At 43.5% G+C, this 15096-nt stretch carries 8 protein-coding genes; 1 reads left to right on the plus strand and 7 read right to left on the minus strand.

Annotation, left to right across the window (positions count from 1 at the left end; all coding sequences use genetic code 11):
* Nucleotides 1-85 precede the first annotated feature (85 nt).
* Complete coding sequence (locus DFP82_RS12760; protein WP_245905722.1) at nt 86-1219, plus strand: ABC transporter substrate-binding protein; 1134 nt, start codon at nt 86-88, stop codon at nt 1217-1219.
* Nucleotides 1220-1305: 86 nt separating this feature from the next.
* Here DFP82_RS12760 and DFP82_RS12765 read toward each other — a convergent pair whose 3' ends face one another.
* The 7 genes from DFP82_RS12765 to DFP82_RS12795 all read right to left on the minus strand — a co-directional run bounded on the left by DFP82_RS12765 (nt 1306) and on the right by DFP82_RS12795 (nt 15076).
* The gene (locus DFP82_RS12765; protein ID WP_110924098.1) at nt 1306-2520 is read right to left on the minus strand and encodes an FUSC family protein; all 1215 of its coding nucleotides are present in this window, start codon (nt 2518-2520) and stop codon (nt 1306-1308) included.
* A gap of 188 nt (nt 2521-2708) precedes the next feature.
* The gene (locus DFP82_RS12770; RefSeq protein WP_110924099.1) at nt 2709-4130 is read right to left on the minus strand and encodes an FAD-dependent oxidoreductase; all 1422 of its coding nucleotides are present in this window, start codon (nt 4128-4130) and stop codon (nt 2709-2711) included.
* A 140-nt stretch (nt 4131-4270) separates the two neighbouring features.
* Nucleotides 4271-8770, minus strand: a complete 4500-nt coding sequence (gene gltB, locus DFP82_RS12775; protein ID WP_425450613.1) for a glutamate synthase large subunit — start codon at nt 8768-8770, stop codon at nt 4271-4273.
* A gap of 836 nt (nt 8771-9606) precedes the next feature.
* The gene (locus tag DFP82_RS12780; RefSeq protein WP_110924101.1) at nt 9607-10689 is read right to left on the minus strand and encodes a hypothetical protein; all 1083 of its coding nucleotides are present in this window, start codon (nt 10687-10689) and stop codon (nt 9607-9609) included.
* A 129-nt stretch (nt 10690-10818) separates the two neighbouring features.
* On the minus strand, nt 10819-11922 hold the full coding sequence (gene aroB, locus DFP82_RS12785; protein ID WP_220034747.1) for a 3-dehydroquinate synthase: 1104 nt from the start codon (nt 11920-11922) through the stop codon (nt 10819-10821).
* Nucleotides 11923-12008: 86 nt separating this feature from the next.
* A complete protein-coding gene (gene aroK / locus DFP82_RS12790; protein WP_110924103.1) occupies nt 12009-12575 on the minus strand; it encodes a shikimate kinase AroK in 567 nt (188 codons plus the stop codon).
* 191 nt (nt 12576-12766) lie between these two features.
* A complete protein-coding gene (locus tag DFP82_RS12795) occupies nt 12767-15076 on the minus strand; it encodes a type IV pilus secretin PilQ (RefSeq protein ID WP_110924104.1) in 2310 nt (769 codons plus the stop codon).
* Nucleotides 15077-15096 lie beyond the last annotated feature (20 nt).

The following is a 15096-nucleotide window of genomic DNA, read 5'->3' on the forward strand; positions in this document are numbered from 1 at the left end:
AATAGTGTAACTATCTATATTAAGTAGCATTTATCAATCGGTATTTTTCACTGATTGGCATCATTCTTTGTTTAGGAGAGATATTTTGACCCGTTCATCACCCCGTTCGTCATCGAGCATGTCGGCTCGTATTGGCCGTATCGTACCAAAAGCACTATTGACCATGGCTGTCGGCTTTGCACTTGCCAGCTGTAGCAACTCTGACAATGCAGCTGCTGATGGCAGTGCCACTGCGAGCAATGAGACTCTTAACTTATACAACTGGTCAGAGTATATGCCGCAAGAAATTCTTGATGGCTTTGAGGAAGAGACTGGTATATCGGTTAATTACACCACTTTTGATTCTAACGAAGCGATGTATGCCAAGCTGAAACTTCTCGATGACTCTAGCCAATATGATTTGGCTATTCCATCGACGTATTATGTCGAAAAAATGGCAAAAGAAGGCCTATTACAAGAGCTAGATAAATCTAAATTAAGCAACTTTAAAAATCTAGATACATCATTTACCAATACCAAAGTAGACCCAGAGAACAAGTACTCTATCCCTTATATGTGGGGCAGCACTGGTCTAGCGATTAATGGTGATAGCGTCGATCCTGCGACTGTAAATAGTTGGAATGACTTATGGCGCCCTGAGTTTAAAGGTCAAGTCATGCTGATGAATGACATGCGCGAAGTGTTTGGCATGGCACTACTCACGCTTGGCTACTCGGGCAACAGCACCGATCCTAAAGAGATTGAAGCAGCTTATAATAAGCTCACGACCATAATGCCAAATGTAAAAACCTTCAACTCAGATGCCTCACGTATGCCGTATATGGAGGGTGAAACTTCAGTGGGTATGACATGGAATGGCGAAGCGGTAATCGCCAATGATGAAGGTCTAACCAGCTTGGTTTATAAATATCCTAGCGAAGGCGCAATCTTATGGATGGACAACTTTGTCATTCCAGAAAACGCCAAACACGTTGATGCCGCGCATAAATTTATCGACTACCTATTACGCCCTGAAAACTCGAAAATCGTTAGTGAAGAGATTGGTTATGCCTCACCAAATATTGCAGCACGTGAAATGATGCCAGATGATGTGAAGAACAACCCAACTATATACCCTCCTCAAGAAGTATTGGCCAAAGCTGAGTTTCAAGAAGATGTCGGTGATGATGCCTTGCAGCTTTATCAGCAGTATTGGGATAAGCTAAAAACGGGACGTTAGTCGCCGTTTTCTCCTTCGTTCTGAAAATCGAAAAGATAAATAAGACCAAAAAAACGCTGACTTTAGATAGTCAGCGTTTTTTTGCGTTATAAATGCAGGTCTCCCTCGCCGCCCTGCTCTTTCATTCTACGCTGCTCACGGCGTTGATAGCCAAGCCCAGATGCCGCATACCATTGTGGCTTAGTTGTTTGTAACAACTCACTCATCTGCTGTAGTTGAGTCTGTAACGTTTGAGTCAACCAAAAGTACCCTTGCCATTCAAACGATAGATGCTTGACACTTGGATATTCTGAAACAGCAATACGAGTAATGGGTCGGAACACCTCATCACTGGGACTGCGCAATACTGCTGCTATGTGCTGCATGGCTTGCGTCAGCTCACTCTGATAATGTATCAATAAGATATGATTGTCATCATCGATTTCAATGTTTGCCAAACGTGGAGCGGCACTCAACAACAAATCAATGGTGCCAATGATATTACGGTGAGTACGTTGAATGGTCTCCAGCGTTGTCTTGTTAATGCCTGACTCACTGGCAGTCGCCGCGATATGTGGGCGAACGGCTAGCAGACGCTTATTAATCTGTTGTAATGCGTTGACCAACGTCTGATTTACAGGTACACCGTCATCAGGAAAGACAACAGAGTTAGGCTTTATATTCACGTTGTCTGGCGTGTCCTCAGTCGCGTCATCAATATGCCTGCCCACACCAGCATACAAGTTGCTACAGGCATCGAGGTTGCTACTCAGTAAAAATCGCCACATCAGTGTCGATTTCAGTGGCAAGATAAGTGTCACGGCTACCGAAACGCCAGTACCTAATAAGATATTCAGCGCACGATAAATTCCGTCTTGACTCATATTGCTTTGTCCCAAATTTGAGACAATCATCAACATCGTGATACCAGTCAGCAAACCTGTATAACCGAGCTTTCGGACTGCTAAATAACCGATAAAGCCACTCACCAAACCAATCAGCGCATAATAAACCCATGTCCATGCATTCACACTGTCGCTAAACCACAGAATACTAAAAGCGGCGACAATACCCAATAGCGTACCAAGTATCCGCTCTTTAGCCTTGGTATAAATAGCACCTTGATACTGCAATAGACCTAAAATGATGAATACGGTGATGGTTGTCCATTCACCATGTGGAAAACCAGTAAGGACATTGACTAGCAAGGCCAATATTACAGCCACACCTAAGCGTATGGCATGCAAAATATCTGCATATTGATAACGGACGTAAGGCTCAACAAACGGAGCAGACACACGCTGCCAAAGGATTGATTTCACGCAAGGTTACTCTTTTTAGTTGATAGGCAGGACGAATGATAAAAACCATAAGTTACTAACGGACATGCTAGCAGCCGCGACTCTATTTACAAAGCAATAATCAAAAAAAACGCCTCTTGCCTATCGAAAGACAAAAGACGTTCACGTTCAGAGTTTATTGATATCTAACTGAATTTAGGTAAAGCTAACTACACTTCTAAGAAATCCAATATACCTTCAGCAGCCTCACGACCTTCCCAAATAGCGGTCACGACTAGGTCAGAACCACGCACCATATCACCACCTGCAAATATCTTAGGATTGTTGGTCTGGAATTTAAAGGTTTGCTTTTCTGCTGCCAATACTCGACCTGAGCTATCCATTGAGACTTGCTGCGTTTCAAACCAATCAGCAGGGCTAGGACGGAAGCCGAATGCCATAATAACCGCATCACAAGGGATGATTTCTTCTGAATTAGGAATCGGTTCAGGACGTTGACGACCACGGTTGTCTGGTGCACCCAGATGCGTAGTAACGACCTTCACCCCGTTGACTTTACCGTTCAAGCCAATAATTTCAGTTGGCTGACGGTTAAATAAGAACTCAACGCCTTCTTCGCGAGCATTGACCACTTCACGGCGTGAGCCTGGCATATTTTCTTCATCACGGCGATACGCACAAACCACTTTTTCAGCGCCTTGACGAATACTGGTACGGTTACAGTCCATCGCTGTATCTCCGCCGCCTAGCACGACCACTTTTTTGCCTTTAAAATCGATATACTCTTCAGGATTCTTTTCCCAATCATTACAACGATTCACATTAGCAATCAGGTAGTCTAGTGCATCATATACGCCTTCTAGCTCTTCACCAGCAAAACCGCCACGCATATAAGTATAAGTACCCATACCCATAAACACAGCATCGTACTCGCTTAATAGCTCATCAATGCTGATATCAGTACCGATTTCTGTCTCAAGACGGAACTCCATCCCCATGCCTTCAAAGATGACGCGGCGATTGCGCATGACATCTTTTTCCATTTTAAATTCTGGAATACCAAAGGTAAGCAAGCCACCAATTTCAGGACGTTTATCGAACACAACTGGCTTCACACCGTTTCGAACCAAAATATCTGCACAACCGAGACCCGCTGGCCCTGCACCAATGATAGCGACTTTTTTGTCTGTACAAACCACATCAGACATATCTGGACGCCAGCCAAGGGCAAATGCCGTGTCATTGATGTATTTTTCTACATTACCAATCGTCACAGCCCCAAAGCCATCATTCAAGGTACAGGCACCTTCACATAAGCGATCCTGTGGACAGACACGTCCACATACCTCAGGCAACGTGTTGGTACGGTGACATAACTCAGCAGCTTGAAATATCTGCCCTTCCGTCGCTAGTTTCAGCCAGTTAGGAATATAATTATGTACTGGGCATTTCCATTCACAGTACGGGTTTCCGCACTCAAGACAACGATGCGACTGCTGTGCCACCGCTTCATTTTCAAATGGTTTATAAATTTCGACAAACTCTGTCGAACGGGTTGCGATGTCTTTTTTGGTTGGCTCAAGACGTGGTACATCTAAAAACTGAAAACTATTTTCTAAGCGTTTTGCCATGATGCTATCTCTCTATAGTGGGCGGTGACAGCCTTTGATGACTGATTCATTTGACATATAAGATATGAATATCATTGCTGTCACTTACCTGCTTAAAACTTGTGAGTTAAAACGTATCTTAAAATATATCGGCAATCACACTATTGCGGATCAGCCATTGTCGTTTTAAGAAGGCTTGCAATGTTCGCCGCTTTTGGTTTCACCAAGTAAAACTTACGAACATAGTGTTCAAAGTCATCTAATATCGTCTGACCCCATGCACTGCCTGTTTTAGCTACATGCGTTTCAATCACTTGTTGCAAGTGAATGCGATGTTCCTCAGTTTGCTCACTTGAGATACGGTTGAGATCGATCAGCTCATGGTTGCAACGGTCAAAGAAATCGCCATCCATATCTAGAACATAAGCGAAACCGCCCGTCATACCAGCCCCGAAGTTGAGACCTGTACGTCCAAGAATAGTGACGATGCCACCTGTCATATATTCACAGCAATGATCGCCAGTACCTTCGATGACAGCATGTGCGCCAGAGTTACGAACACCAAATCGCTCGCCTGCCGTACCCGCTGCATACAACTTACCACCTGTTGCACCATATAGACAGGTATTACCAATGATGGCGGTATCTTGCGCAGTAAAGACTGAATCTTTCGGTGGATAAATAACAATCTCACCGCCTGCCATGCCTTTACCAACATAGTCATTAGCATCGCCTTCAAGCTCGATATTTAGACCACCTGCGTTCCAAACACCCAAACTCTGTCCTGCAGTACCAGTCAGATGCAATCTCACTGGCATATCACTCATGCCAAGATTGCCCCATACTTGCGCGATTTCACCAGAAATACGGGCACCGATAGAGCGATCACAGTTACCAACATAATAGCTATAATCACCGCCTATTCCTTGACGAATATTGAGTAGCATATCGCTAACCATTTGTTCAGCTAGCAAACCTTTATCAAATGGCTCGTTGCGCTCTACCTGACAGGTTTGTGCTTTACCAGCACTCGCTGGATGACTAAACAATAACGGTGTCAAATCAAGATGACGCTGCTTGTCAGTGTTGCCTTCTAGCACTTCAAGTAAGTCAGTACGCCCGACCAGCTCTTCCATACTACTAACACCAAGTGCCGCTAACCACTCACGAGTTTCGGTCGCCACAAACTTGAAGAAGTTAATCAACATCTCTGCTTCACCAATGAAATGCTCATCGCGTAACTTGGCTTTTTGGGTAGCAACGCCTGTTGGGCAATTATTCAAATGACAGATACGTAGATATTTACAACCAACCGCAATCATCGGCGTGGTACCAAACCCAAAGCTTTCTGCACCAAGAATGGCTGCTTTGACCACGTCAAGTCCTGTCTTTAGACCACCATCAGTTTGCACACGTACTTTATCTCGTAGTCCATTGACCCGTAGCGACTGATGAGTCTCTGCCAGACCTAGCTCCCATGGTGAGCCTGCATGATGGATAGAAGACAGCGGAGAGGCTGCTGTGCCACCATCATAGCCTGAGATAGTAATTAGGTCAGCATAGGCTTTTGCCACGCCTGTAGCGATAGTTCCAACGCCTGGACGGGATACTAGCTTCACAGAAACTAAGGCATCAGGATTGACTTGTTTCAAATCAAAAATGAGCTGTGCCAAATCTTCAATCGAATAAATATCATGATGCGGCGGTGGTGAAATCAATGTGACGCCAGGTACCGAATAACGCAAGCGTGCAATCAAAGCGTTAACTTTACCACCAGGCAACTGACCACCCTCGCCCGGCTTCGCACCCTGAGCGACTTTGATCTGCATGACTTCTGCTGAGCGTAGATACGCAGGTGTCACCCCAAAACGACCAGAAGCAATTTGCTTGATTTTTGAGTTACGCAACGTGCCATAACGTACTGGATCTTCACCGCCCTCACCAGAGTTTGAGCGACCACCAATGGTGTTCATTGCCATAGCAATTGATTCATGCGCTTCAGGTGACAAGGCACCTAGTGACATGCCAGCGGAGTCAAAACGTGTCAAGATTTTAGAGATATCTTCGACATCATTTACATCGATGGAATTGTCAGTTTTTAACTTTAACAAGTCACGTAAAGTGGCGACTGGACGACTATTGACCAAATCCGCATAGCGGCGGTAGTTTTCATAGTCACCAGTACGTACCGCTGTATGTAGGCTGTTGATCACGTCTGGATTAAAGGCATGGTACTCTTTATTGAAGACAAACTTGAGCAAACCACCTTGATCGAGCGGTGCACGACGCTTAAAGGCATTGGCTGCTAATTGTGCTTGATCCGCGGCCAAGTCAGCAAAGGTGGCACCTTTAATACGGCTTTGCACGCCTTTGAAACATAAGCTAACCACTTCTTCAGAGAGGCCAACCGCTTCAAACAACTGAGCAGCACGATAAGAAACAATGGTAGAGATACCCATTTTTGATAAGATTTTTAGCAGTCCTTTATCCAAGCCTTTACGGAAATTAACCCGCGCCTGAATCGGATCACCGAGCAGCTCACCAGTTGCCACCAAATCATCGATGACATCATAAGCTAAGTATGGATACACGCAGGTCGCGCCAAAGCCAATCAATACCGCTACTTGATGTGAGTCACGAGCCAGACCTGTCTCGATGATTAAGTTAGCATCAGTACGAATACCTTGACCAATGAGATAATGATGCACGGCACCCGTTACCATGATGGCATTGGCTGGTACTTTATCCGCATCGATGTCTCTGTCAGACAATACGATTAAAGTATTACCAGCACGAATAGTAGTTGCCACTTGCTCACAAATAGCAGTGATGGCTTCTGATAACTCTAGAGTACGATCGTAGTTCAAATCAATACGAGCCATCTTGAACGCTGGATCATCCAAGGTTTCGAGCTGCTGCATCTTGCTGGCTGACAATACTGGCGATGACAAGATAATACGATGAGCGTCTCGCGCTGACGGCGCAAACACATTGGTCTCAGCACCTAAGCAAGTCTGTAGCGACATGACAATGGATTCGCGTAATGGATCAATCGGTGGATTGGTCACCTGTGCGAATTGCTGACGGAAGAAATCACCGACATGACGGATTTGCTGCGAGAGCACTGCCATTGGCGTATCATCACCCATCGAACCGACAGGCTCTTGACCATTTTCGGCGTTGGGACGAATGATTTCGGTGCGCTCTTCATTGGTGATGTGATACATCTTTTGCAATGTTTTTAGCTGATCGCCGCGACATGATTGCGCTGCTAACTCTTCTTCTAGGCGTTCGTCATCACGGATACGAGTCGCTTCTTCGCGTAACCATTTACGATATGGATGCGCTTTTTTGAGCAAGGTAGCAATGGCTCTAGTATCTAAAATCTGACCTGTTAGTGTATCAATGACCAGCATCTGACCTGGACCGACACGCCCTTTTGCTAGCACATCTTTAGGGTCATAATCCCAAACGCCAACTTCAGAGGCGACAGTGATATAGCCATTCTTAGTCGTTACCCAACGTGAAGGACGTAGACCGTTTCTATCGAGCATACAGACGGCATAGCGTCCATCTTGAATGACCAGACCAGCAGGGCCATCCCACGCTTCCATATGCTGTGAATAGAACTCATAAAAGGCACGCAAGTCCATATCCATACTATCAACGTTCTGCCACGCTGGCGGTACGAGTATCGACATCGCATGGAATAAGTTCATGCCACCTGACATAAGCACTTCAAGCATGTTATCTAAACTTGATGAATCAGAACCACTGCTATTTACCAACGGTGTCAATTCATTCAAGTTAGGCAGTTTGTCTGATTTTAACTTTGGCGTACGGGCTTCAGACCAGTTACGGTTACCCGTGATGGTATTCAATTCACCATTGTGAGCGAGATAACGGAATGGCTGTGCTAATGGCCAACGCGGTAAAGTATTGGTCGAAAAACGTTGATGGAACACCACAATATGTGACGCCAAACGCGCATCTTGCAAATCTAAAAAGAACGCTGGCAAGTCTGATGGCATCACCAAACCTTTATAGATAATAGTCTGACAGCTCAATGAACAAACATAGAATAATTCGTCATCAATCAGTTGCTGTTCTGCTTTTTTACGTGCCACAAACAGCTTACGGTTAAAGTCATCCGCAGCCAAATCATCAGGGGCATTGACGAATATCTGCTTGAAATCCGGTAATGTCTCACGGCCAATCTCACCAACGATACTAAGGTCAAGCGGTACGTCGCGCCAGCCAGCCACCTCTAACCCTTGTGCTGCAATCTCATCACTTAGCACTTGCTGGCTATGCTTGGCTTTAGCCTCATCTAAATTGACGAACACCATACCAACGGCAAAGTTTTCGGTGATGGCTAATTTTTGCTCAGCAGCAATCTTTCTAAAAAACTCAGTAGGCGTGGCCAGTAATAAACCACAACCGTCACCAGTTTTACCATCAGCAGCAACACCACCACGGTGAGTCATACAGCTTAGACTATGAATAGCTGTTTTTACCAAATCATGACTGGCTTGCCCTTCAATATGAGCAATCAAACCAAAACCACAGTTATCAGAAAAGTCATCTGGCGTAGCCAGGTGAGTTTGCGAGGAGATCATTGACATAGCTGGTCCTTTTGAGTAAACGGGTTGCCTATACATCCAATGCGGCACATAAGCTAGTCCCCGTAAGCAGAACGGGCTGATAGTTAATATTCGTATATAGGATTCAATAAATGATGCAACGCTCATAGACATCATGCGTTAAGAGTAAGGTCAAACCTTCGACTCTTTTAACGGATAGCATCTGTCTCAATAAATAATTAGCGTCTTAATAGATAGTAAGTAATTGCCGTTGGCAGCGAGAGAAAGTACTGCCCTGTATACCAATTACCTAGTTATCAATAACGTAATATCGTTATCTTGAGTATCGCTTGTTGTTAAACCCCGTCCAGCACTTAAAACCAATTAGCTGAATAGTTAATAACAATGCATTTGATTAATCTTGAATATCTGACGCTCTGTATTCAAGCGCGTTATCAATCCTAATAAAGGGTGATAATAAGAGAGGTTGCTCTACTTGTAATCGCTTGAATATGCATAACAAGTAGCAGCGCTTGAGCCAAAATAATTAGTAACCTATTTTATAAATAGTGGGATTTTACTAATTGACTGTTAAATAAGTAGTTTTTACGATAACTATACAGAACGTCGCCCACAGTTATATTAGTTAATGATGACCAAAAAATCTAGTCTTTTCTACGGATTCATCAACCATATTTTGTAAGAGAACTTATTACTATTGGTTATAAGACAACTAAAAACCGTGCGCAAAACTTAATGTGAAGTAGCTATTACTATGTTGGCTGAAATAATTAATTTGAGCTTATCCCATCAAAGCCCTTCTTTTTGATGTTAATAAAATGCTATATGGCGCGCCATAAAAAACCCACTAATTATTCGTTAGTGGGTTTTTAAATTATAATGATAATGAAATATTAATTACTTTTGGCTTCTATCAGTGCTTTTATGCTGTCATTACCATTTTTAGGAGTGTTGGCATTAGCAGTTGTGTTACTAGAATTTGCGCTATTAGCCGTACTCGGCGTCTTAGCTGCTGGTACTACTGGTGACTTTGGCGTAGCAGTTGGTGGTTTCGGTGTTGGCACTACTGGAGGTTTTGGAGGAGTAGTGTCAGCACCTGATGCAGGCTTTTTGTTATCCTGCTCAGCTTTGCTAGTAGCACCATCATCTTTCGTCGTCGTAACAGACGATGATTGCTCTTCGTTCACCACAGTACGCTGCTCATTAACAGACAAGGTGTCAGAGGTATCCGCTGACTGACGAATGCTTTCATTGCCATTTGTGTTGCTTTCTGCGGTCTCAGCAACTGGTTTTTTCTGACGTACTGGTACTTCACGCTTAGTCGGTTTTAAGTCAATAGAGCGAGTACGTTTGGTGCTCAAATCTTTCATTGGATCAGCACGCGTGTAGTTATCGATAATACCAACATATCGATTGATTTCTTCTGGTAACACACGCACATCAGCAGGCAATCTAAAGTCGATAAGCTTGGCTGCTCCAACCGCTTCCTGTGGGCTGCTCATCAGTCCATAAGTTAGCATATAACGCATTTGCTTTTCATCATCGAGATAACGGAAATAAGCGAATTTACTACGGTCTTTGCGACCTTCTAGATAATTAATAATCACATCATTTTCAGCGACATTCATCACCTGCACAGTCCATTTACCTTTATTGGCCAGCAAATACCCCTTGTCTTTGAATTCATCGGGATAATTACGCAAGTCTTGAATCGCTGCATCAAAACTGAGTGGCTGTACATCCGTATCTAGCTCATGCAACGATTCAATTTTTAAAGGTTGCTCAAGCTCAGTACTCAGCGTTTCCGGTGCGGATATTGGAGCATTTTCAATTTTGGCACCCATCGCTGGCGTTTGACTAAACATCCAAATCAGAGCCGTTAGTACGCCTAACAGCAAAGTCACTACCAGCCAGATCAATGCTTGACGTCGATAAGATTGGCTAGCGCTATGCGGCGTCGGTCTTGATGCTGCCATGGGAATATCCTTGGTAAAAATAAAATTGACTGCATTAAATAGATGCACAGGTCATTAGCATTACTGTGAATCAGCTCTTATAAGCGCTTAATTTTAGCATGCACTTATGAACTCTGATTTTTTGATACATTATACGCTCTGTTGTGACAATACTTCTGTCAAAAGCTGGGCATCAAAATCATCGGTCAATACAGCCTTACCCAGTGATTTTAACAAAATAAGGCGAATTTGTCCTTGTTTCACTTTTTTATCATGCCCCATTAGATTTAAAGCAGTCTGTGTATCAATAGGTGGTGCGGTAGTGGGTAAATTTGCCAATGTTAGAATACGTTTAATACGAGCGACTTCCTCGACCGTTAACCAGCCAATTTTTTGTGACAGCTCGGCAGCTTGTAACATACCCGCAGCAACAGCCTCACCATGCAACCAATTACCATATCCTTGATGCGTTTCAATCACATGACCAAAAGTATGACCAAAGTTCAACAACGCACGCACACCGGACTCTCTCTCATCTTGTGCAACCACGTCCGCTTTATACTGACAACAACGCTTGACCGCCTCGCCAAGTACAGCCAAATCTAATGCCATCATTGCAGGTAAGTTTTCCTCAAGCCAGGTTAAAAATGCCTCATCCATAATGAGCGCATATTTGATGACCTCAGCCAACCCTGCTGATAGCTCACGAGCAGGCAAAGTTTTGAGCGTACTCATGTCAGCAAGCACCATTTGGGGCTGCCAAAAAGCGCCAATCATATTCTTACCCTGAGGATGATTGATACCCGTCTTGCCACCCACACTTGAATCCACTTGCGACAAAAGCGTCGTTGGAATCTGGATGAAATTCACCCCACGCATAAAGCTTGCTGCAGCAAAACCTGTCATGTCACCAATGACGCCGCCACCCAACGCAATAAGCGTGACATCTCGATTGAAGTGATCCGCCATCAATGCATCATAAATTTGGTTGATACTGGCTTGATTTTTATATTGCTCACCATCTGGCAGTACACAGACTCTAACCGTAAACTGCTCTGTCAACGCTTCTTCTAACGCACTTAGATACAAAGGCGCCACCGTCTCATTGGTGACAATCAGTACTTGGCGACCACTAATATATGGCGCTACCTGTTTTGCCATGCTGTTATTATCTATCGCAGTGTTTTCAGTAATGACAATTGGATAGTCATGACTTTGCGTATGAACGGTCAAACCATCATGAAACAGTGGCATTGCCAACACTCCTTAAGCATTGTTAATGAGATGAAAGTCGCTAAATGTGAGTAATAATAATTGAGGTGCTATTGGTGTCTTATTACTTATGATTCATTTTCGTTATGTTCTGGCGTTATCGTCGCAGAGTTATTAAACGACGCTAATTGCTGTAAGAGCTGATTGACCATATGACGGGGATAAGTATGTCCGGTTGGCATAATAATATGGGCGACTTGACGATATAGTGGATCGCGTTTGCTATATAAGTCTTGCAGTATTTTTCTAGGATTAGGCTGCTGTAGTAATGGGCGTGATTTATCTTTAGCAGTACGAGCCATCTGCACATCAACGGGCGCATTTAAATAAACCACAATACCGCGTTGCTGTAAAAACGCTCTATTTTCAGCACACATAACGGCACCGCCACCAGTCGCTAATACGATTTGGTTTTTTTGGGTCAGCTCATCGATGGCTCGTGTCTCACGCTCACGAAAGCCTGCCTCACCTTCTTTAGCAAATATCCAAGCAATATCAGCGCCTGTTTGCGATTCAACATACCAATCACTATCTACAAAGGTGCGACCTAACTGCTTAGCAAGCAATTTACCGATAGTCGTCTTACCTGCTCCCATCGGTCCTACTAAAAACACCGATGGCAATTCCTCAACCATAATACTTACTCAGTTAAATTAGCTATCATACAACGTCATCGATATTCTGGCTAGTAATGAGGCTTTATTATTACCAGTAAAACTTGGCTAATAGTAAAAATAAGGCAAGAAAAAAGCAAGCTCTTAGGCTTGCTTTTTTCTTTTGTGAAATCACAAAGTATGAATTTTGCTTTACATACCTAATATCATCATTAATCTAAACGACTAACACCATCATTAATCAGTTTAGTGGTGATGAAAATCAATAACTCTTCTTTTTCGTTACTACGGGTATCTTTGCGGAATAAACGACCCACATAAGGCAGATCACCTAAGAATGGCACTTTTTCCACACCGTCAGCGATACGGTTTTTGAAGACACCACCAAGTACCACTGTTTGACCATCTTCTACGATGATATTGGTCGTGATAGAATCTTCAGAAATGGCCACAGCACCATTATAAACCGTTGGCGCGCCATTTTTGATGTTTAAGTTTAGACTGATTTTGCCATCAGGTGTGATGTTCGGTGTCGCCTCTAAACTAAGTGCTGCTTCTATAAAGCTAGTTGTGGTCGCGCCACTTGCCGATGCTTCTTGATAGGCAATTTGCGTACCAGAAGAGATTTTGGCCGTTTGCTTATCTGCGGTCAAAATCTTAGGCGTAGAGATCACCTCACCACGATTATCCGCTTGCATGGCTGATAACTCAAGATCTAGTGTATAACCTGACAAACCAAGCAAACCAAACGCAATACTACCAGCGGGATTAGAAACCCCAAGATCAACATTCAAGTTGTCAGGGCGAGTGATATCGTATGTTACCCCACCAGTATCACTATCTGTATCAAAGTCTTTAAGATCCCATAATGTCTGATCGCTACCACCAACCAATAAACTGCTGTTACTGGCAACACCATCAGATAAGATACCCCAACTTACCCCAATTTCTTTACTGAAACTATCCGAAGCACTGACAATACGCGCTTCAATCATGACTTGACGAACTGGAACATCAATCTTTGCAATCAGTTTATGAATATTTTCAATACTATCAGCCACATCTTTGATAATTAAAGTATTGGTACGGTTATCTACCGTTACTGTACCACGGTTAGACAATAGACTATTACTATCACTAGAGTTGCCATTATTGCTACCACCCGATGAGCCACTACCTTGAGAAATCAGCGTCAAAACATCTTGCGCTTTGGCATAGCTTAAACGAATGTATTCAGTGCGCAGTGGCGAATATGAGTCAACCGCTTGCTGTGCTTCAAGCTCTTTCGCTTCTTGCTCAGCCAGTTCAGTAGCAGGCGCTACCAAAATGACATTGCCATTTTCACGCTTACCTAGATTCTTACTTTTTAAGATGATATCAAGCGCTTGATCCCACGGTACGTTGATAAGACGCAAAGTGATATTGCCAGAGACTGAATCATTAGCCACAATGTTCATTTCAGTAAACTGAGCTAGGATATCTAAGACACTGCGAATTTCAACGTCTTGGAATTCCATAGACAAAGGCTCACCACTATATACTCGCTCTTCAAGCGTCGGCTCACGTAACAGCGCAGGCTTATTGATGCTAATATTTAGTTGATTGCCCGACTGATAGGCTTGATACTCATAATCTTCAGTCATATTGATAGTAATGACACCATTTTGACCTTGATTCTTGGTATCAATGCTATTAACAAGACCGCTATTAATATTTAGACGGCGTAATAAGTTTCTAGGCACTGTACTACCAGTTAGGTTTACTACCAATTTATTACCTTGGCGTTGTACGTCAACTGGAATGGCCTCATTAGTCAGGGCGATACTGACGTTACCACCACCATCTTTTCCTGCTGCAAAATTAACCGCACTCAAACCATCATAGCTATATTGCTTGCTTACTTGCGACGCAGCAAGTTGTGGACTTAGCAATGGATTGACTCTGACAACCATTGTATCGGCTGGTACTTGATTTTTAGCCACAGTCTTATTGGTTGTATCAACAGCGGTATATGCGCTACTCGTCTCTACAATCGGTGTCGTTGTGATTGTATTATTAAGTACATCTTGGACAGGGTCATTAGTCCTCACTGAACGGCTAGGATCAGTAATGGTCAATACTAAATCATTACCGTCAATCGTCGTCGTATAAGTGCCTGTCTGTTTTAGACCAACAATAAGGCGCGTGGTACTGTCACTACTTAAGGTAGTAACATCATTTACCATACCGATATTATATTCGCTAAAGCGGCTTGCAAGTCCATTTTGCACTTGTTCAAAATCTAGTACCAAGCGGCTAGGATCATCAAGCTGATAGGCTGCAGGTAATACTGGCACGCCTGCAAATCCTAAACGTATTTGCGTTACTGCTGGAGCAGTTTGTACCACAGAGACGTTATTAATGCGCTGTGCAGCATTGGCACTGTTACTCACTGCTACCATGCTGATTGCCAATGCTGAAATGGCAAAAGCAGAAGTTACGCGGTTGCTCATCATCATTACCTTGTTATTGCGTACTGTCATTATTTATTCCTCAAAAATCT

The organism is Psychrobacter fozii (assembly GCF_003217155.1).
Taxonomy (GTDB): Bacteria; Pseudomonadota; Gammaproteobacteria; order Pseudomonadales; family Moraxellaceae; genus Psychrobacter; species Psychrobacter fozii.